The sequence below is a fragment of the Citrobacter sp. TBCP-5362 genome (assembly GCF_005406305.1).
Taxonomy (GTDB): Bacteria; Pseudomonadota; Gammaproteobacteria; order Enterobacterales; family Enterobacteriaceae; genus Citrobacter_B; species Citrobacter_B koseri.
In genome coordinates, this window is the sequence record NZ_CP040234.1 from 193,307 (window position 1) to 214,193 (window position 20,887).

The following is a 20,887-nucleotide window of genomic DNA, read 5'->3' on the forward strand; positions in this document are numbered from 1 at the left end:
GATTGTGCCTGACCTGTAGGCCTGATAAGCGTAGCGCCATCAGGCCTTTTTCGTTTACTGCGGATAAGGCACCCAGTCGCCGCCGTTCAGACGCACATACGGTTTACCCTGATACTGGATAACCACCGCGTTGGCGTTTTCAGCGACCGGCGCGGTCTGCGGCAACCCACGGGTGAGCTGATCCCAGTTGACGTTGTCTTCGACAAACAGTTTGCCGTCAAGGGCGCGCACCACCAGTTCGGAAATCGCCAGGTAGCTGCTCGGCTGGTCAATCTCAATCGATGCGCCCTGATGAGGCGTTTTCATACCGAAGAATTTCACCGCTGCCGGTACGTTGGTGATAGACGGGCTGGGGATGTCGCGTAGCCCGGAAACCTGCATTCTGTCGCCTTTGAGCGCGCCGCCGTGTTCCGGGACCATCACCACCATCACTTTACGGCCTGATTTCTCCAGTTCGGTAAAGAAGGCGTCCAGCTCATCGAACAGCTTTTGCGCGCGAATTTTGTAATCCGCCGTTTTACTGACGCCAGGGAAGTGGTTTCCGTCGTGCAGCGGCAGCGTGTTATAGAACGTTGCGCTACGCGAGTTCTGATCTTTCTCGGTGGTTTCCAGCCAGCGGTTGAGCACGGCGGTGTCGTCATAAACCGGAGAACCGTCAAAGCCCAGCAGCGTGACGGGCAGCCCTTTTTGATCCATCAGCTCCGTCTGCATACCGCCATTCTCACGCACTTCTTTCAGGAAGCCGCCGAATTCGCCGTTATGACCCATCATTAAATGCTGCGTGAAGCCCAGCTTCGACAGGTTATCGAACAGGTAGCAGTCGTTGCCTGCCGGTTGATACAGATTCGTGTGCGACGACTGGCCGCAGCTGGCGCGCAGCAGGCGGATCGCCGCCGGGCCGCTGTAGGAGGTGGCGGAGTTAAAGTGTTTAAACAGAATATCGAAATGCGACCATAACGGATGTGACATCAGGCCTGCGGCTTCAACATCAGACCACGAGAGGGAACAGATGTTGATCACCAGCAGTTCAAACGGCTGCGCATCGGCCGGCAGCGCCGTCGGGAACGGCGTTTTTCGTTTTTCTTCCGCGTTATAGAAGGTGTTCAGCCACGCGTTCAGATTGGCTGAGGTCGGAGGCGCGGTCTGCGCCGGGATATCGCCGACCACTGGGGTGTCTCCTGCCGTTGCGACCGTCGCCGCCGCAGAGCCGCCGGTGGTCGTCACCGTGTCGGTCGGCTGGCCGCCAGGCCACAGCGTAAAGACTGGCCCTGTCAGCGTCAGCACGTTCAGCCAGATCATAATGGCGACAACAAAAAGAGTGACCCGAATCCACTGCGATAAAAACAGCCAGGCGACGAGCAGCACAAACACGGCGCCGATCATCTGCCAGTTGATAAAGCGAGTCACCAGATCGAGCATATAGTCCGCGCTAAAACCCGCGACCTGCGAGCCCTGACTGATAATGCTTTGTGGGCCAGGCAGCCAGGTGTCATGCCAGAAAAGCGCAAAGCCGATTGGGATAGCGACCCAATGGCGCAGACGGTGCAGGCTAAGTTTGGGGACTGGCATTAACAAAAAGGCCATGAAGACCAGGTTCTGCAACGGATGGAGGTTGAGATATCCCGCCCAGAGCAGGCCAAACTTTACCAGAAAGTAGAAATTCCAGCCTGCAAGGCCGCGCCAGTATTGCCAGAGAGGTGAAGGCATGGATGAGGTTTGAGTATGCTGAGTCATTTTTTGTCTGCCTTGACGTTTGTTGCACGGCGCAAGGTTCCGGCGGGTTTTACATAACGGGGTCTGGCGAATAACAGTCGGGCTGTGTTACGGATGCGGCGAAGCGAATGGCGCGCCAGATAGCCCAGAGGAAAAAAGATCAGCGCGCAAAAGACGATGATCTGGATGATATCGTTGACGTTCATCATTGTGGGCGCTCCACGCTGTCATCCAGCAGTCGTAAGGGTTCGGGAATACGTCGCCAGACTCGCCCGTCATGCTCGGCATTGAGCACAGGGTTCGGTCCCTGGGTCAGCGGCAGCGGTGTGCCCCACAGTTCAGGCGACAGCAGGCGCATTTGCACGAGTTCAGCGCTGATTTGGTTATCTTCGAACCAGACCATGCGGTTGGAAAAGATATCGCCGGTCGGCAGCGGGAAGATATGGTTCAGCGCAGTGTCCAGATCGTTGACCCGACAGAATGATAAAAACAGCACCAGCCGGTTGCCGCCGATAGTCATGATATCGCCGGTACGGTTTGGGCGGCAGAGCGTCAGCGCCTGCTCGATGCGGATACCCGGCACCGGGCGCAATGCGACCATCACGCCTTTCCCGTCAGCGGGCAGCAGCGTGTTGCTCATCATGTTATGTACGGCTTCACAGAAGACGTCCCATGTCTGGAAACCGCGCAGCTTCATGGGCTGCGTCATCGACAGGAGTGTGGCGATCTCTTCCGGGACGTAGCGGCTGAATTGCTGTCCCTGCACGCTTTCAATCAGCGTCAGGCAGCGGGAAAGCGGCGCATTCCACGGAATAACCATATTCGCGCCGCAGCCTAACAGCAGTCGCTCGTCGGTTGCCCGCAAACTGGCGAGATTTTCGCGGACGATAATTTTCAGCGCGCTTCCGCGCTGGCGGCGCAGCGTATGGATATTTCGCGCCATGGGTTCGATTTGGCTATTTTGCGTCAGGGAGAAGATGATCGTCGCCGCCTGTGCAGTTCGCGCTTCGTTGAACAAGGTTTGGTTATTATCAAAAAGCGCCCAGTGTTCCGACAGCGGCGGAGCGCCTTCAAGAACGGCGATATTGCTGAGGATGCGTTTTTCGTCGCTGCGCGGCTGGATGTTCGCCTCTTCCTTGTGGGCCAGCTCCCAGTGCGCATCTTTATGGCGCAGCGTCAGTTGTTGCCGGGCGCTGACCCCTTTTTCGCTGCACCAGAACGCGATGTCGAACAGATGCTGGTCGCCCTGAAAACGTAAGCTGGCAAGGCCGAAAAGCGAACGATACTCCCCCATCAACAGGGAGAACTGTTTGTCATTATTATTTCCAGGGTTAATAACCAGAAGCGAACAGTGATGGAACCGGGTCCATTTATTCATTTTTTCCAGCCACTGATGAAGGCGTTCCCCTGATATATTTTGCCAGGCGTTATTCGCGCAAAGAAGAATGAAAAAGTAATGTGTAGGATCAACAGAACAAAGCAAATCGCGGGGCAAGAAGTATAACCCCTTTTCAGAATCCGGCATTGAAAATAACTGGATTTTTTCCGGGCCGTGAGATTCATCTAATTTGATTAATTCACCCGGATCGCAGCCCATACAAATGACCGCGACTTTCGCGTTCCCTGCCTGCGAGGCAATCGTTTGATTCACCAGGCTGATGGCATCTTCATTGCGATCAGCGTCAACCCACCAGACACCGCCGGCAGGCATGTGGCGTAGTTCATCCCATAATGATGAGATGCCGATAGAAAATACGGGGTCCACAGCGTCCCTCTTGTCGCTATTTTATCTGTTTATCAGTTTACTAGCGAAAGCTCAGAAATAAACCTAACATTGAAATTAAAACACATCAGATTTAGCATATGAATCAATTCGGCGGGCAGGAAGCCTTGCGACCTCGGTCATGGTGTTTTCTTTACTCTTACAGTTTGCGTAACGGAAAGGCGAGAAATGAACGATCCCCTGCATTGAAGATTAACAGTGAAGAGGGGGGGATGCTGCCAGAAAAATTGTCTGAAGCATGGTGAGTATATTCAAAAGGGACACAATACAGAATGTATAACAACAACGAACCTGACTCTCAGTTTGATTCAGCATTGGGCTATACCTTTCAAAATGATTTTCTGGCGTTAAGTCAGGCTTTCTCCTTGCCCGAAATAGACTATACCGATATTTCCCAACGCGAACAGCTGGCTGCGGCGATTAAACGTTGGCCTTTATTGGCTGAATTTGCGCAACAACCATCATAAGGGAGTCAGGGATGTCCATTCTGGGATTGCAGGGCGTGCGCGGCGGTGTAGGCACCACATCAATCACTTCGGCGCTCGCCTGGGCGCTGCAAATACTCGGGGAAAATGTGCTGGTCGTTGATGCCAGCCCCGATAACCTGCTGCGTATGTCATTCAATGTCGATTTTGCCCATCGCGACGGCTGGGCCAGGGCGCTACTGGACGGTAAAGACTGGCGCGATGCCGGACTGCGTTATACCACCCAGCTCGATCTGCTGCCGTTCGGACAGCTTACGGTGGAAGAGCGGGAGAATCCTCAGGAATGGGCGGAAAAGCTGGGAGCTATTTGCGCTGGCCTGCGCGAACTGAAAGAGAGCCGACGCTATTCGTGGATTTTGCTGGATCTTCCCCACGGCGTCTCACCGCTGACGCAACAGTTGGTCAGTCTCTGCGATCATACGCTGGCGGTGGTAAAAGCGGACACCAATTGCCATATCCGGCTGCATCAACAGGCGCTGCCCACGGGCGCGCATATTCTGATTAACGATTTACGCATTGCCAGCCAGTTGCAGGACGATCTGTACCAGGTCTGGCTGCAAAGCCAGCGTCGTTTGCTGCCGATGGTGATCCATCGCGATGAAGCGATGGCGGAGTGTATGGCTTCGAAACAGCCGCTGGGCGAGTACCGTGGCGATTCGCTGGCGGCAGAAGAGGTGCTAACGCTGGCGAACTGGTGTTTGTTGCACTATGCGGGTAATCGCGCTCCTGCCGGGAGCGCATCATGAACATCCTGACCCGGTGGCTTCTCATTCCGCCGGTCGGCGCACGCCTGAGCGAGCGCTATCAAGGGTATCGCCGTCATGGCGCGTCGCCGTTCAGTGCGATGCTGGGCTGCCTGTGGGTGATTCTGGCGTGGACTTTTATTCCGCTTGAGCATCCGCGCTGGCAGCGCATTCGCGCGCAGCATAAAGCGCTCTATCCGCACATTAACGCCAACCGACCGCGTCCGCTGGACCCGGCCCGCTATGCCATTCAAACGCTCTGGCTGATGGCCTTCTCGCCGCGTAAAGAGAAGAAGGTCGAACCGCGCTGGCGGTCGCTCTCCCGCCTGCTGGGCGTGCGCGGTCGCTATCATCAGTGGATGGACACGCTGCCCGACCGCGTCAGTAAAAAGACCACGCATCTGGAAAGCGAAAAAGAGCTGGGCCATCTTAGCAACGGGGTGCGCCGCTTTATCCTCGGCGTCATCGTCACCTTTTCCCTGATTCTGGCGATCATCTGTATTACCCAGCCGTTTAACCCGCTGTCGCAGTTTATCTTCCTGATACTGCTGTGGGGCGTCGCGCTGCTGGTGCGGCGGATACCGGGGCGTTTCTCCGCCCTGATGCTGATCGTGCTGTCGCTGACGGTGTCATGCCGTTATATCTGGTGGCGCTATACCTCGACGCTAAACTGGGATGACCCGCTGAGCCTGGTTTGCGGGCTGATTTTGCTGTTTGCGGAAACCTACGCCTGGATTGTCCTGGTGCTGGGGTATTTCCAGGTCGTCTGGCCGCTTAACCGCCAGCCCGTGCCGCTACCGAAAGAGATGGCGCAGTGGCCGACGGTGGACATTTTTATTCCGACTTACAACGAAGACCTCAGCGTAGTGAAAAACACCGTTTATGCCTCGTTGGGCATCGACTGGCCGAAAGACAAGCTGAGCATCTGGATTCTTGACGACGGTGGGCGCGAAGAGTTCCGCCAGTTTGCCCAGACCGTCGGCGTACAGTATATCGCCCGTACCACGCATGAACACGCCAAGGCCGGCAACATCAATAACGCGCTGAAATACGCGAAAGGCGAGTTTGTCTCGATCTTTGACTGCGACCATGTACCGACACGCTCGTTCCTGCAAATGACGATGGGCTGGTTCCTGAAAGAGAAAAAGCTCGCCATGATGCAGACGCCGCACCACTTTTTCTCGCCGGACCCGTTTGAACGCAACCTCGGTCGTTTCCGTAAAACGCCGAACGAAGGCACGCTGTTTTATGGGCTGGTGCAGGATGGCAACGACATGTGGGATGCGACGTTCTTCTGCGGATCGTGCGCGGTGATTCGCCGTAAACCGCTGGATGAAATTGGCGGCATTGCCGTTGAGACCGTGACCGAAGATGCGCATACCTCGCTGCGCTTGCACCGTCGCGGCTACACCTCGGCCTATATGCGCATTCCACAGGCGGCAGGTCTGGCGACGGAAAGCCTGTCCGCGCACATCGGGCAGCGTATTCGCTGGGCGCGCGGCATGGTGCAAATCTTCCGTCTGGATAACCCGCTGTTTGGCAAAGGCTTAAAGCTGGCGCAGCGTCTGTGTTACGTCAACGCCATGTTCCACTTTTTATCGGGCATTCCACGGCTCATCTTCCTGACGGCACCGCTGGCTTTCCTGCTGCTGCACGCCTATATCATCTATGCGCCCGCGCTGATGATTGCGCTGTTTGTGTTGCCGCACATGATTCACGCCAGCCTCACCAACTCGAAGATTCAGGGGAAATACCGCCACTCCTTCTGGAGTGAGATCTACGAAACGGTGCTGGCCTGGTATATTGCGCCGCCGACGATGGTGGCGCTGATCAACCCGCATAAAGGGAAATTCAACGTTACCGCGAAAGGCGGGCTGGTAGAGGAAGAGTATGTTGACTGGGTGATTTCCCGGCCCTATATCTTCCTGGTGCTGCTCAACCTGCTGGGGGTCGTGGTGGGCGTCTGGCGTTACTACTACGGCCCCGCCAACGAAATACTCACGGTGATCGTCAGTCTGGTGTGGGTTTTCTATAACCTGATCATTCTGGGCGGCGCGGTGGCGGTCTCTGTGGAAAGTAAGCAGGTACGCCGGGCGCACCGCGTTGAAATCTCCATGCCGGCGGCCATTGCCCGTGAAGATGGCCACCTGTTCTCATGCACCGTGCATGACTTCTCCGACGGCGGCCTGGGGATTCGGATCAACGGGCAGGCGCAGGTGCTGGAAGGGCAAAAGGTTAATTTATTGCTTAAACGTGGCCAGCAAGAGTACGTCTTTCCTACTCAGGTCGTGCGCGTGCTGGGCAATGAGGTCGGGCTGCAATTGCTGCCGATGACCACGAAACAACATATCGACTTTGTGCAGTGCACATTTGCCCGCGCGGATACGTGGGCGCTCTGGCAGGACAGCTTCCCGGAAGACAAACCGCTGGAAAGCCTGCTGGATATTCTGAAGCTGGGCTTCCGTGGCTACCGCCATCTTGCGGAATTTGCTCCGTCTTCCGTCAAAGTAATTTTCCGTTCTCTGACGACGCTGGTTTCCTGGATTGTGTCGTTTATTCCGCGTCGCCCGGAGCGGCAGCCGGATCAGGTGATGGCTCAACAATGATGATAACGCGATGAAAAGAAAACTTTCCTGGGTTTATGCAGTGGCTATGGGGATAAGCGCTTTCCCCACTTTCATGACGAATGCGACGCCTGCAATGCAACCATTGATCAATGCTGAGCCAGCGCAAGCGCCGACAGCGCCTGCGCCAGAAACGCCGGAGCAGCCGGTCGGCCAGGTAATGCCGGGCGCCGATGCGCCCGTGGTGGCGCAAAACGGGCCTTCCCGCGATGTGAAGCTGACCTTCGCGCAAATCGCGCCGCCGCCGGGCAGCATGGTGCTGCGTGGCGTGAACCCGAATGGCAGCATTGAGTTCGGTATGCGCAGCGATGAGGTGGTGTCGAAAGCGATGCTGAACCTGGAATACACCCCGTCGCCGTCGTTGCTGCCGATCCAGTCGCAGCTGAAGGTCTACCTCAATGATGAGCTGATGGGCGTGTTGCCGGTCACGAAAGAGCAACTGGGCAAAAAGACGCTGGCCCAGATGCCGATCAACCCGCTCTTTATCACCGATTTTAACCGCGTGCGGCTGGAGTTCGTCGGGCACTATCGCGATGTCTGCGAAAACCCGGCCAGCAGTACGCTCTGGCTGGATGTTGGCCGCAGCAGCGTGCTGGATCTGACGTACCAGACCCTGCCGGTGAAAAACGATCTGTCGCACTTCCCGGTGCCGTTCTTCGATCCGCGGGACAACCGCCAGGTTACGCTGCCTGTGGTCTTTGCCGGTTCGCCGGATCTGATGCAGCAGCAGGCGGCATCCATTGTCTCTTCATGGTTCGGTTCGCGCGCAGGCTGGCGCGGCCAGCATTTCCCGGTGATGTACAACACGCTGCCGGATCGTAATGCCATCGTCTTTGCCACGAACGACAAGCGCCCTGATTTCCTGCGCGATCATCCGCCGGTAAAAGCGCCGGTGATTGAGATGATCAGCCACCCGGACAACCCATATGTGAAGCTGCTGGTGGTCTTTGGCCGCGACGATAACGATCTGTTGCAGGCGGCGAAAGGCATTGCGCAAGGGAATATCCTGTTCCGTGGCGACAGCGTGGTGGTGGATGAGGTGAAGCCTCTGCTGGCGCGTAAACCTTATGATGCACCGAACTGGGTACGTACTGACCGTGCGGTGACGTTCGGCGAGCTGAAAACCTATAAAGAGCAGCTCCAGTCCACCGGGCTGGAACCTGCGGCGATTTCGCTGTCGCTGAATCTGCCGCCGGATCTCTATCTGCTGCGCAGCAACGGTATTGATATGAACCTCAACTACCGTTACACCACGCCGCCGAGCAAAGACAGCTCGCGTATGGATATCAGCCTGAACGATCAGTTCCTGCAAGCGTTCAGCCTGAACAGCACCCAGGAAAGCAATCGCCTGCTGCTGCGTTTGCCGGTATTGCAGGGGCTGATTGACGGTAAAACGGACGTGTCGATCCCGGCGCTGAAGCTGGGGGCGATGAACCAGCTGCGCTTTGACTTCCAGTACATGAACCCGATGCCGGGCGGCTCGGTGGATAATTGCGTGACGTTCCAGCCGGTACAAAACCATGTGGTGATTGGCGACGACTCCACCATTGATTTCTCGAAATATTATCACTTTATCGCGATGCCGGACCTGCGCGCCTTCGCCAACGCGGGCTTCCCGTTCAGCCGGATGGCTGACCTTTCAGAAACCATTGCCGTGATGCCGAAAAACCCGAACGAAGCGCAGATGGAAACGCTGCTGGATGTGACCGGGACGATTGGCGCGCAGACCGGTTTCCCGTCGATTAACCTGAACATCACCGACGATAGCCGCCAGATTCAGGGTAAAGATGCGGATATTATGGTGATCGGGACAATCCCGGATGCACTGAAAGATGACAAACGCATCGACCTGCTGGTACAGGCGACGCAAAGTTGGGTGAACACGCCGATGCGCCAGACGACCTTCCCGAGCATCATGCCGGATGAGGCCGACCGCGCGCCGGATGCGAAATCCACCATCACCTCTGCTGGCGCGATGGCGGCGGTAGTGGGCTTCCAGTCGCCGTTCAACGACCAGCGTAGCGTGGTGGCGCTGCTGGCAGACAGCCCGCGCGGGTATGAACTGCTGACCGAAGCGATGAACGACAGCGGAAAACGCGCCGCTATGTTTGGCTCCGTGTCGGTGATCCGCGAGTCTGGCGTCAACAGCCTGCGGGTGGGCGATATTTACTACGTAGGGCATTTACCGTGGTTCGAACGCCTCTGGTACGCGTTATCGAATCATCCGGTGCTGCTGGCGATACTGGCGGCGGTTAGCGTCGTGCTGTTGGCCTGGGTTCTGTGGCGTCTGCTGCGCATTATCAGCCGTCGTCGACTCGATCCCGATAACGAGTAATCGATGATGAACGCGCTGCGTGGATGGATGTTAACTGCCCTGATGCTGGCGACCGTCAGCGTGCAGGCGGCCTGTACGTGGCCGGCATGGATACAGTTCAAAAAGGACTATATCAGTCAGGAAGGACGGGTGATTGACCCCAGCGACGCGCGCAAAATCACGACGTCGGAAGGGCAAAGCTATGCGCTGTTCTTTGCCCTCGCCGCCAACGATCGTCCGGCATTTGACCTGATCCTCGACTGGACGCAAAACAACCTGGCGCAGGGTTCCTTACAGGCGCATCTGCCTGCCTGGCTGTGGGGGCAGAAAGACCCCTCGACCTGGGAGGTGCTGGATGCAAACTCCGCTTCCGACGGCGATATCTGGATGGCCTGGTCGCTGCTGGAAGCCGGGCGCTTATGGAAAACGTCGCGTTATACCGACACTGGCGCCGCGCTGCTAAAACGCATTGCGCGTGAAGAGGTGGTAACGGTGCCGGGGCTGGGGTCAATGCTGCTGCCGGGGAACGTGGGTTTTGCGGAAAAGACGCGCTGGCGCTTTAACCCGAGCTATTTACCCCCGCAGCTGGCGCAATATTTTACCCGCTTTGGCGCGCCCTGGACCACGCTGCGTGAAACCAATATGCGTTTGCTGATGGAAACCGCCCCGAAAGGGTTCTCGCCGGACTGGGTGCGCTATGAAAAAGACAAAGGCTGGCAGCTGAAACCGGAAAAAACGCTGGTCAGCAGTTACGATGCCATCCGCGTTTATTTATGGGCGGGGATGATGCACGACGGCGATCCGCAAAAAGCGCGGCTGCTGACGCGCCTGAAACCGATGGCGACGCTGACGACAAAAAACGGCGTTCCGCCAGAGAAGGTGGATGTCGCCAGTGGTAAAGCCCAGGGCGACGGGCCGGTGGGCTTTTCGGCTTCTTTATTGCCTTTCCTGCAAAACCGTGATGCTCAGGCGGTGCAGCGACAGCGCGTGGCGGACAATTTTCCCGGTAGCGATGCCTACTATAGCTATGTGCTAACGCTTTTCGGACAAGGATGGGATCAGCATCGTTTTCGCTTCACCGCTAAAGGTGAATTACTACCTGACTGGGGCCAGGAATGCGCAAGTTCAAATTAAGTCTCATCCATCTCCTTTTGCCGGGTGGCGGTAACGCCTTATCCGGCCTACGGGATGCCGCTGATTGTAGGCCGGATAAGACGCTAAAGCATCGCCATCGGGCCGTGCTCGGCCTGACGCTCGGCATCGCCTGGATGCCGTTCGCTGAGGCGGCGCCTTCCGCGCAACAGCAGTTGCTGCAACAGGTTCGGTTAGGCGAAGCCTCGCACCGTGAGGATTTGGTGCGCCAGTCGCTTTATCGCCTGGAACTGATCGACCCGAACAACCCGGAAGTGGTCGCCGCCCGGTTTCGCTACCTGCTGCGCCAGGGCGACAATGACGGGGCGCAGAAACAGCTCGACAGGCTTTCCCAGTTAGCGCCGAGTTCCAGCGCGTATCAGTCCTCCCGCACGACGATGATGCTTTCCACGCCGGAAGGGCGCCAGTCCTTGCAGGAGGCGCGTTTACAGGCGACCACCGGTCATACCGAAGAAGCGATTGCCGCTTACGACGCGCTGTTTAAAGGTCATCCGCCGCAAGGCGATCTGGCGGTGGAATACTGGACGACGGTGGCAAAATCTCCCGCGAGACGTAACGAGGCGATTAATCAGCTTAAAAGAATTAACGCCAGTACGCCGGGCAATACCGCCCTGCAAAACACGCTGGCGCAGTTGCTGTTTGACGGCGGGCGACGCGATGAGGGATTTGCCGTATTAGAGCAGATGGCGAATTCCAGCGCCGGGCGCACGACGGCTTCTGCTCTCTGGTATCAGCAGATTAAAGATCTGCCTGCCAGCGACGCCAGCGTAAAAGCGCTGCAAAAATACCTGACGGTGTTTAGCGAAGGCGACAGCGTCAATGCCGCGCGCAGCAAGTTGAGTGAACAGCAGCAACAGCTTTCCGACCCGGCGTTCAGAGCCAGAGCGCAAGGTCTGGCGGCGGTGGAGGCCGGACAGGGCGGCAAAGCCGTAACGGAATTGCAGCAGGCGGTAAGCGCGGATCACCGCGACAGCGAAGCCGTCGGCGCGCTGGGGCAGGCCTATTCGCAGCGCGGCGATCGTGCCCGCGCGGTGGCGCAGTTCCAGAAAGCGCTTGCGATGGACCCGAACAGCAGCAGTCGCGGCAAATGGGAAAGCCTGCTGAAGGTAAACCGCTACTGGCTGGCGATTCAGCAGGGCGACGCCGCGCTGAAAGCGAATAACCCGGACCAGGCGGAACGCCTCTACCGGCAGGCCAGGAGCATCGACAATACCGACAGCTATGCCGTGCTGGGGCTGGGCGACGTGGCGATGGCGCGTAAAGATTATCCCGCCGCCGAGCGCTACTATCAGCAGACGCTGCGAATGGACAGCGGCAACAGCAACGCCGTGCGCGGCCTGGCGAATATCTATCGTCAGCAGTCCCCGGAGAAAGCCTCGGCGTTTATCGCGTCGCTCTCCAGTCGTCAGCGGCAAAGTATTGATGATATTGAGCGTAGCCTTGAAAACGACCGGCTGGCGCAGCAGGCCGAAGCGCTGGAAAACCAGGGGAACTGGGCGCAGGCGGCGGAACTGCATCGTCGCAGGCTGGCGCTGGACCCCGGCAGCGTCTGGGTAACGTATCGTTTGTCCCGCGATCTGTGGAACGCCGGGCAGCGCAGCCAGGCCGATGCGCACATGCGCGCGCTGGCGCGTCAGAAACCGAACGACCCGGATCAGGTGTATGCCTATGGGCTGTACCTCGCGGGCAACGATCAGGATCGCGCGGCGATGGCGCATATCAATAATCTGCCGCGTAGCCAGTGGAACAGTAACATTCGGGAACTGGCGGACAGGCTGCAAAATAATCAGGTGCTGGAAACCGCCAGCCGCCTGCGTGATAGCGGCAAAGAGCGGGAAGCGGAAACGCTGCTTCGCCAACAGCCCGCCTCTACGCGTATTGATTTAACCCTTGCCGACTGGGCGCAGCAGCGGCGCGATTATTCTTCGGCGCGCGCCGCCTATGATGCGGTTCTGGCGCGGGAGCCGGGTAATGTCGATGCCCGACTTGGCCTGACGGAAGTCTATATTGCGCAGGGCGATAACGCGGCGGCGCGGGCGGAACTGGCGAAACTTCCCGCCCCGGCGACCGGGGAGCCGCTGTCCATCAATATGCAGCGCCGTATGGCGCGAGCCCAGGCGCAGCTGGGCGATAGCGTCGCGGCGCAGCAGACCTTCAACACGATTGTGCCGCAGGCGAAGTCACAGCCGCCTTCTATGGAAACTGCGATGGTGCTGCGCGACGCGGCGGGTTTTCAGGCGCAAAACGGCGAACCGCAGCAGGCGCTTGAGACGTACAAAGACGCGATGGTGGCTTCCGGTATTACGCCGACCCGCCCGCAGGATAATGACACCTTTACTCGCCTGACCCGTAATGACGCGAAAGATGACTGGTTAAAACGCGGCGTGCGCAGCGATGCGGCGGATTTATACCGACAGCAGGATCTGAACGTCACGCTGGAGCATGATTACTGGGGATCGAGCGGCACCGGCGGCTACTCCGATCTGAAAGCGCATACCACCATGTTCCAGGTTGACGCGCCGTTGTCAGATGGCCGGATGTTCTTCCGTGCTGACCTGGTGAACGTGGATGTCGGCAGTTTCTCGACCCATGCGGACGGCACCTGGGACAAGAACTGGGGCACCTGTACGCTGCATGACTGTAGCGGCAACCGCAGCCAGTCTGATACCGGCACGAGCGTGGCGGTCGGCTGGAAAAACGAGACCTGGAGCTGGGATATCGGGACCACGCCGATGGGCTTTAACGTTGTCGATGTGGTTGGCGGCGTGAGCTACAGCAATGATATCGGGCCGCTGGGCTATACGCTGAACGCGCACCGTCGGCCAATCTCCAGTTCTCTGCTGGCCTTCGGCGGGCAGAAAGACGCGCCGAGCAACACGGGCACAAAATGGGGCGGCGTGCGTGCGGACGGCGGCGGTGTGAGCCTGAGCTATGACAAAGGTGAAGCCAACGGCGTCTGGGCTTCGCTGAGCGGCGATCAACTGACCGGTAAGAACGTCGCGGATAACTGGCGCGTGCGCTGGATGACGGGCTATTACTATAAAATCATCAATGAGAATAACCGTCGCGTCACCGTCGGCCTGAACAATATGATCTGGCACTACGACAAAGACCTGAGCGGGTATTCGCTGGGGCATGGCGGTTATTACAGTCCGCAGGAGTATGTGTCGTTCGCCGTGCCGGTGATGTGGCGGCAGCGTACGGAAAACTGGTCGTGGGAGCTGGGCGGTTCGGTATCCTGGTCGCATTCACGCACCAAAACCATGCCGCGTTATCCGCTGATGAATTTGATCCCGACGGATTACCGCGAAGAGGCGGCCACGCAGACGAATGGCGGCGGCAGCAGTCAGGGCTTTGGTTATACGGCGCGGGCGCTGATCGAGCGACGGGTGACGTCTAACTGGTTCCTCGGAACGGCAATTGATATTCAGGAAGCGAAGGATTATACGCCGAGCCATTTCCTGCTGTATGTGCGTTATTCCGCTGCGGGATGGCAGGGCGATATGGATTTACCGCCGCAGCCGCTGGTGCCGTACGCGGACTGGTAAGCGCCGAACGCCTGATGGCGACGCGTTCGCGTCTTATCAGGCCTACAACGCGCGCTTGCGGCCACGCCGCCATCCGGCACTGATGATTCGGAAAAGTCCTTTTCAGATACGGCCTCTCTTTATGTCTGCGCGATCGGGTATACTCTGGCGGCAGCCTGGGGATAGTCATGGAGAGTCAATTTGCGCGTCAGCCGCTCGTTAACAATTAAGCAGATGGCAATGGTTGCGGCCGTTGTCCTGGTGTTTGTATTTATTTTTTGCACCGTTTTGCTGTTTCATTTAGTACAGCAGAACCGCTATAACACGGCTACGCAACTGGAAAGTATCGCCCGTTCTGTCCGCGAACCGCTGTCCGCCGCAATCCTGAAAGCGGATATCCCTGAAGCGGAAACCATCCTGGCGCGCATTCAGCCTGCGGGCGTGGTCAGCCGCGCCGACGTGGTGCTGCCGAACCAATTCCAGGCGCTACGAATGAGTTTTATTCCTGAGCGCTCCGTCCCGGTGACGGTGACGCGTCTGTTTGAACTGCCGGTGCAGATCTCGCTGCCGGTCTATTCCCTTGAGCGGCCAGCCAACCCACAGCCGCTGGCGTATCTGGTGCTCCAGGCGGACTCGTTCCGCATGTATAAGTTCGTGATGAGCACGCTCTCGACGTTAGTGACCATTTACTTACTTTTATCGCTGATGCTGACGGTGGCGATAACCTGGTGTATGAACCGCCTGATTGTGCATCCTCTACGCAAAATCGCCCGGGAGCTTAACGATATCCCGCCGCAGGAGCTGACAGGCCATCAGCTGGCGCTACCGCGTCTGCATCATGACGATGAGATTGGTATGCTGGTGCGTAGCTACAACCTGAATCAGCAGATTGCCCAGCGTCACAGCATTGAGCAAAACGATCATGCGATGCGCTTTCCGGTTTCCGAGCTTCCCAACAAGGCTTTTCTGATGGGGCTTCTGGAACAGGTTGTGACGCGTCAGCAGACGACGGCGTTAATGATTGTCACCTGTGAAACGCTGCGCGATACCGCAGGCGTGCTCAAAGAGACGCAGCGGGAAATCCTGTTGCTTACGCTAGTGGAAAAACTGAAATCGGTGCTGGCGCCGCGAATGGTGCTGACGCAGGTGAGCGGCTTTGATTTCGCCATCATCGCGCACGGCGTAAAAGAACCGTGGCACGCGATTACGTTAGGTCAGCAAGTGCTCACTGTCATTAATGAACGGCTGCCGATCGAAAGCATCCAGCTACGCCCCAGTTGCAGCATTGGGGTGGCGATGTTTTACGGCGACCTGACGGCCGAGGCGCTTTATGGTCGCGCCGTCTCCGCCGCCTTTACCGCCCGCCGCAAAGGTAAAAATCAGATTCAGTTCTTTGACCCGGCGCAGATGGAGGCCGCGCAGCAGAGATTGACGGAAGAGAGCGATATTCTCAACGCGCTGGATAACCACCAGTTCGCCATCTGGCTGCAACCGCAGGTGGAGATGTCCAGCGGTAAGGTCCTGAGCGCAGAAGCATTATTACGCGTGCAGCAGCCGGATGGCAGTTGGGAACTCCCGGAAGGGTTAATTGACCGTATCGAATCCTGTGGTCTGATGGTGACGGTTGGGTACTGGGTGCTGGAAGAGTCCTGTCGCCAGCTTTCCGCCTGGCAGGAGCGTGGCGTGATGATGCCGCTCTCGGTGAATCTTTCCGCATTGCAGCTCATGCACCCGAATATGGTGTCGGATCTGCTGGAGCTGCTAAGCCGCTATCGTATTCAGCCGGATACATTGATTCTGGAAGTAACGGAAAGCCGACGCATCGACGACCCGCATGCCGCCGTCGCCATCCTGCGCCCGCTGCGCAGCGCGGGCGTACGCATCGCGCTGGATGACTTTGGTATGGGATACGCAGGGTTGCGTCAGCTTCAGCACATGAAATCGCTGCCGGTCGATATACTAAAAATCGACAAAATGTTTGTTGAGGGATTGCCGGAAGATGACAGCATGGTCACGGCGATTATCCTGATGGCGCGCAGCCTTAACCTGAAAATGATCGCGGAAGGCGTGGAGACCGAAGCGCAGCGCGACTGGCTGGCGCAGGCAGGGGTGGACGTGGCGCAAGGTTTCTTGTTTGCCCGCGCGGTTCCGCCGGATGTGTTTGAAGAACGTTACCTGAAGAACGCGCAGCCTGATTACAAAACTTAAAAAAGGTCAGACTTGTGCGAGCCAGCTCAAAGTTTTTAACATTTTTGTTTCAATTATGATCCAGGTGCATTTCTGTCATGTTGTGTGGGTGTTATTTTAAGGCCGCAGGTTAACCATAACCTTACAAGACCTGTGGTTTTTACTTCAAGGACACCCTATGAAAACCTCTCTGTTCAAAAGCCTTTACTTTCAGGTCCTGACAGCAATTGCCATTGGTATCCTCCTTGGCCATTACTACCCTGAATTAGGCGCACAAATGAAACCGCTTGGCGACGCGTTCGTTAAGCTGATTAAGATGGTCATCGCACCGGTTATCTTCTGTACTGTCGTTACCGGCATTGCAGGTATGGAAAGCATGAAAGCGGTGGGCCGCACCGGTGCGGTTGCGCTGCTTTACTTTGAGATTGTCAGTACGATTGCGCTGATCATTGGTCTCATTATCGTCAACGTCGTTCAGCCTGGCTCCGGGATGAACGTCGATCCGGCGACGCTGGATGCTAAAGCGGTGGCGATCTACGCCGAACAAGCAAAAGACCAGGGAATCGTGGGCTTCCTGATGGATATCATCCCGGGCAGCGTCATCGGCGCGTTCGCCAGCGGTAATATCCTACAGGTTCTGCTGTTTGCGGTGATGTTCGGCTTTGCGCTGCATCGTCTGGGCAGCAAAGGCCAGCTGATTTTCAACGTGATTGAAAGCTTCTCGCAGGTCATTTTCGGCATCATCAACATGATCATGCGCCTGGCGCCTATCGGTGCTTTCGGTGCAATGGCCTTTACTATCGGTAAATACGGCGTGGGTACGCTGGTGCAGTTGGGGCAGCTGATTGTCTGCTTCTACATCACCTGTATTCTGTTCGTGGTGGTGGTGCTTGGCTCGATTGCCCGCGCAGCTGGCTTCAGCATTTTTAAATTTATCCGCTACATCCGTGAAGAGCTGCTGATTGTGCTGGGGACGTCCTCCTCCGAATCCGTGCTGCCGCGTATGCTGGATAAGATGGAAAAGCTGGGCTGCCGTAAGTCGGTGGTGGGGCTGGTTATTCCCACAGGCTACTCGTTTAACCTGGACGGAACCTCGATCTATCTGACGATGGCGGCGGTGTTTATCGCCCAGGCGACCAACAGTCATATGGATATCTTCCATCAGGTAACTCTGCTGGTGGTGCTGCTGCTCTCCTCGAAAGGGGCGGCCGGGGTAACGGGGAGCGGATTTATCGTGCTGGCTGCGACGATCTCCGCGGTGGGCCACTTACCGGTTGCGGGTCTGGCGCTGATCCTCGGTATCGACCGCTTTATGTCTGAAGCCCGCGCGCTGACCAACCTGGTCGGTAACGGCGTGGCAACGGTCGTTGTGGCGAAGTGGGTGAAAGAACTGGACCACAAAAAGCTGGATGATGTGCTGAATAATCGTGCGCCTGATGGCAAAACGCACGAATTATCCTCTTAATCTCACCTCTTATGCCCGCAGTCCCTTCCAGGACTGCGGGTGTTTGCGCATAATTGACCCCTGCCCCCGAATCACTCAACATGTGGCTTCGGGATTTTTTCACTTCTGGCGTGACATTTTTATGTTCGCGCGGTCTAACACGAAGTGTTTTTAACGTCATATTCAGATAAGCCTTCCAGGCTGTCTTTTTATTACCAGGATTGTTGATCAGGGGTTTACATGCAGGGCACAAAAATTCGACTCTTAGCGGGCAGTCTGCTGATGATGGCTACTGTCGGCTATGTGCAGGCAGATGCGCTCCAGCCTGACCCGGCATGGCAACAGGGGACGCTGGCAAATGGATTACAGTGGCAAGTATTAGCTACCCCGCAGCGCCCAAGCGATCGTATTGAGGTTCGTCTGCTGGTCAATACCGGTTCGCTCACCGAAAGTACGCAACAGAGCGGTTTCAGCCATGCCATTCCCCGTATCGCGCTGACGCAAAGCGGCGGCCTTGACGCCGCGCAAGCACGTTCACTCTGGCAGCAGGGCTTTGACCCCAAACGCCCTGTGCCGCCCGTTATCGTTTCTTATGATTCCACGTTATATAACCTCAGCCTGCCCAACACCCGTAACGATCTGCTAAAAGAGGCGCTCTCTTATCTGGCGCATACCTCCGGCAAACTGTCCATCACGCCAGAGACAGTTGCGCATGCAGTCAATAGTGAAGATATGGTTGCCACCTGGCCTATGGACACCAAAGAGGGCTGGTGGCGCTATCGTCTGAAAGGGTCTGCGCTGTTAGGCCACGATCCGGCCGAGCCGCTGAAACAGCCTGTGGATGTAGAGAAACTTAACGCGTTTTACCAGAAATGGTACACCCCGGACGCGATGACGCTGATTATCGTCGGTAACGTGGACGCGCGTTCGGTTTCTGAGCAGATCAACAAAACCTTCGGCGAGTTGCAAGGCAAACGTGAAACGCCTGCGCCGGTGCCGACGCTTTCCCCTCTGCGCGCCGAAGCGGTCAGCATTATGACTGACGCCGTGCGCCAGGATCGTCTCTCCATCATGTGGGATACGCCGTGGCAGCCCATTCGCGAGTCCGCCGCGCTGCTGCGCTACTGGCAGGCGGATTTAGCCCGTGAAGCCCTGTTCTGGCATGTTCAGCAGGCGCTCAGCAAGAACAACGCCAAAGAGATTGGTCTCGGCTTTGACTGCCGGGTGCTGTTCCTGCGTGCGCAGTGCGCGATCAACGTTGAATCCCCCGGCGATAAGCTGAATCTGAACCTGGGGCTGGTGGCGCGTGAACTGGCGAAAGTCCGTGATAACGGCTTGCCGGAAGAGGAGTTTAACGCGCTGGTGGCGCAGAAGAATCTGGAGTTGCAGAAGTTGTTCGCCACTTATGCGCGTACCGATACCGATATCTTGATCAGCCAACGGATGCGCTCGTTGCAAAATCAGGTGGTCGATATTGCCCCGGAACAGTACCAGCGTTTACGGCAGAACTTCCTGAATAACCTGACCGTTGAGATGTTGAATCAAAACCTGCGTCAGCAGCTATCGCAAGATATGGCGTTGATTCTGCTTCAGCCGAAGGGCGAACCGGAGCTGAATATGAAGGACCTACAGGCAACGTGGGATCAAATCATGGCGCCAGTGACAGCAGCAGCAACAAGCGCAGAAACCGATGATGTCCACCCGGAAGTCACGGATATCCCGGCTGCGCAGTAGCAGTAGGCCGGATAAGGCGGTCACGCCGCCATCCGGCGAGAATGTCATGCCTGATGGCGCTACGCTTATCCGGCCTACAGTGCGGTTATTGCGGCATTGCATCGCGCGGGATAATCGCCCCGCGATGCTGAATGACCGTGCTGGCGGTCAGGTGCCCGCGCTGTGCGGCCCCGGCAGCGTCGCCGCCGGTTAAACGTATTGCCAGATACCCGGCGCTAAAGGAGTCGCCCGCTGCGGTGGTGTCGATCACTTTCTCTTTTGGCAATTTCACCGCCGGAACGTCAATCACCTCTTCGCCTTTGATGGAAACCAGGCAGGAATCTGCGCCGCGTTTCACCACCACTTCCTGGACGCCTGCGTCGTGCGTGCGGGCAATGACCTCGGCAACCGGCTTTTCACCCCACAACGCGTCTTCATCATCCAGCGTCAGGAACGCGATATCCGTGCATTCCAGCATCTGCTGATATATCTGCTGCGTCTCTTCTTTGCTTGCCCACAGGCGCGGGCGATAGTTGTTGTCAAAAATGACTTTCCCGCCGTTGGCACGGCATTCGCGCAGCAGCGACAGTAATTTATCGCGGCTGGACGGGCTTAAAATGGCAAGGCTGATCCCGCTCAGGTAGAGGTAGTCGAAGGTCGCCAGCTCTTCGCAGATTGCCGCAGACTGCTCGCTCTCCAGCCAGAATTTCGCTGCCGCCTCGTTGCGCCAGTAATAGAAAGTGCGTTCGCCAGTGCTGTCCGTCTCGATGTAATAGAGGCCCGGTAGACGGTTTTCCATGCGCTGCGTGAGGGAGGTATCGACATTTTCGCCTTGCCATGAATCCAGCATTTGCTGGCTGAAGCTGTCAGTGCCCAGCGCCGTCACGTAGTGTACGGACAAGGCCGCAGAATCGACCTGACGGGCGATGTAAACGGATGTATTCAACGTGTCGCCACCGAAACCGCGCTGAACGTCTGCGCCTTTCTGTGACAGCTCAATCATGCATTCGCCAATCACGGCAATCTTTTTGGACATAGTCGTGAACCTGCTCTGAAAAAAATTAGCGTTAGTGTGCGCTGTGGTGTATTCAGCGGTCAACTATATTAAAACATCGTTCCATTATTTTTTTGAGCCAACGCGTATTCTGTGTTGATTTTTGTCATGCTGTTTCTATTTTGCGGGACGCTGAACATAAAGTTCT

The 20,887-nt window shown here is 57.0% G+C and carries 13 protein-coding genes; 9 read left to right on the forward strand and 4 right to left on the reverse strand.

Features of this window, described 5'->3' with window-relative positions:
- Positions 1-54 precede the first annotated feature (54 nt).
- From bcsG to bcsE, 3 genes are read right to left on the reverse strand one after another with little or no spacing between them, the layout of a single operon-like run.
- Entirely contained in the window at positions 55-1,734 is a 1,680-nt protein-coding gene (gene bcsG, locus FD428_RS00910; RefSeq protein ID WP_114848096.1) for a cellulose biosynthesis protein BcsG, read from the reverse strand.
- Positions 1,731-1,922: a cellulose biosynthesis protein BcsF gene (gene bcsF, locus FD428_RS00915; RefSeq protein ID WP_012135666.1), complete on the reverse strand. Its 192-nt coding sequence runs from the start codon at positions 1,920-1,922 to the stop codon at positions 1,731-1,733. Before bcsF ends, bcsG begins: the two co-directional genes overlap by 4 nt.
- The gene (gene bcsE / locus FD428_RS00920) at positions 1,919-3,478 is read right to left on the reverse strand and encodes a cellulose biosynthesis c-di-GMP-binding protein BcsE (RefSeq protein WP_024131044.1); all 1,560 of its coding nucleotides are present in this window, start codon (positions 3,476-3,478) and stop codon (positions 1,919-1,921) included. The genes bcsF and bcsE overlap by 4 nt, the downstream gene beginning before the upstream one ends.
- Positions 3,479-3,768: 290 nt before the next feature.
- Here bcsE and bcsR point away from each other — a divergent pair, with 290 nt between their 5' ends.
- From bcsR to FD428_RS00965, 9 genes are all read left to right on the forward strand, one after another.
- A complete protein-coding gene (gene bcsR, locus FD428_RS00925) occupies positions 3,769-3,963 on the forward strand; it encodes a cellulose biosynthesis protein BcsR (protein WP_012135663.1) in 195 nt (64 codons plus the stop codon).
- Positions 3,964-3,974: 11 nt separating this feature from the next.
- A complete protein-coding gene (gene bcsQ / locus FD428_RS00930) occupies positions 3,975-4,727 on the forward strand; it encodes a cellulose biosynthesis protein BcsQ (RefSeq protein WP_012135662.1) in 753 nt (250 codons plus the stop codon).
- Positions 4,724-7,330 (forward strand): UDP-forming cellulose synthase catalytic subunit, encoded by a 2,607-nt coding sequence (gene bcsA / locus FD428_RS00935; protein ID WP_012135661.1) that lies wholly within the window; start codon positions 4,724-4,726, stop codon positions 7,328-7,330. Before bcsQ ends, bcsA begins: the two co-directional genes overlap by 4 nt.
- 10 nt (positions 7,331-7,340) lie before the next feature.
- Positions 7,341-9,683 (forward strand): cellulose biosynthesis cyclic di-GMP-binding regulatory protein BcsB, encoded by a 2,343-nt coding sequence (gene bcsB / locus FD428_RS00940; protein ID WP_114848095.1) that lies wholly within the window; start codon positions 7,341-7,343, stop codon positions 9,681-9,683.
- Positions 9,684-9,686: 3 nt separating this feature from the next.
- Positions 9,687-10,796, forward strand: coding sequence for a cellulose synthase complex periplasmic endoglucanase BcsZ (gene bcsZ, locus FD428_RS00945; RefSeq protein WP_080750344.1), 1,110 nt, complete (start codon positions 9,687-9,689; stop codon positions 10,794-10,796).
- Positions 10,778-14,362, forward strand: coding sequence for a cellulose synthase complex outer membrane protein BcsC (gene bcsC, locus FD428_RS00950; RefSeq protein ID WP_114848094.1), 3,585 nt, complete (start codon positions 10,778-10,780; stop codon positions 14,360-14,362). Before bcsZ ends, bcsC begins: the two co-directional genes overlap by 19 nt.
- Positions 14,363-14,542: 180 nt before the next feature.
- Positions 14,543-16,549 carry a biofilm formation regulator HmsP gene (gene hmsP / locus FD428_RS00955; RefSeq protein ID WP_024131042.1) on the forward strand — a complete coding sequence of 669 codons (2,007 nt, stop codon included), beginning with the start codon at positions 14,543-14,545 and terminating at the stop codon, positions 16,547-16,549.
- Between the two features lie 157 nt (positions 16,550-16,706).
- On the forward strand, positions 16,707-17,993 hold the full coding sequence (gene dctA, locus FD428_RS00960) for a C4-dicarboxylate transporter DctC (protein WP_012135654.1): 1,287 nt from the start codon (positions 16,707-16,709) through the stop codon (positions 17,991-17,993).
- 219 nt (positions 17,994-18,212) lie between these two features.
- Positions 18,213-19,706 carry a pitrilysin family protein gene (locus FD428_RS00965; RefSeq protein WP_047460417.1) on the forward strand — a complete coding sequence of 498 codons (1,494 nt, stop codon included), beginning with the start codon at positions 18,213-18,215 and terminating at the stop codon, positions 19,704-19,706.
- Between the two features lie 85 nt (positions 19,707-19,791).
- Here FD428_RS00965 and FD428_RS00970 read toward each other — a convergent pair whose 3' ends face one another.
- Positions 19,792-20,721 (reverse strand): sugar kinase, encoded by a 930-nt coding sequence (locus FD428_RS00970; RefSeq protein ID WP_047460420.1) that lies wholly within the window; start codon positions 20,719-20,721, stop codon positions 19,792-19,794.
- Between the last annotated feature and the right edge of the window lie 166 nt (positions 20,722-20,887).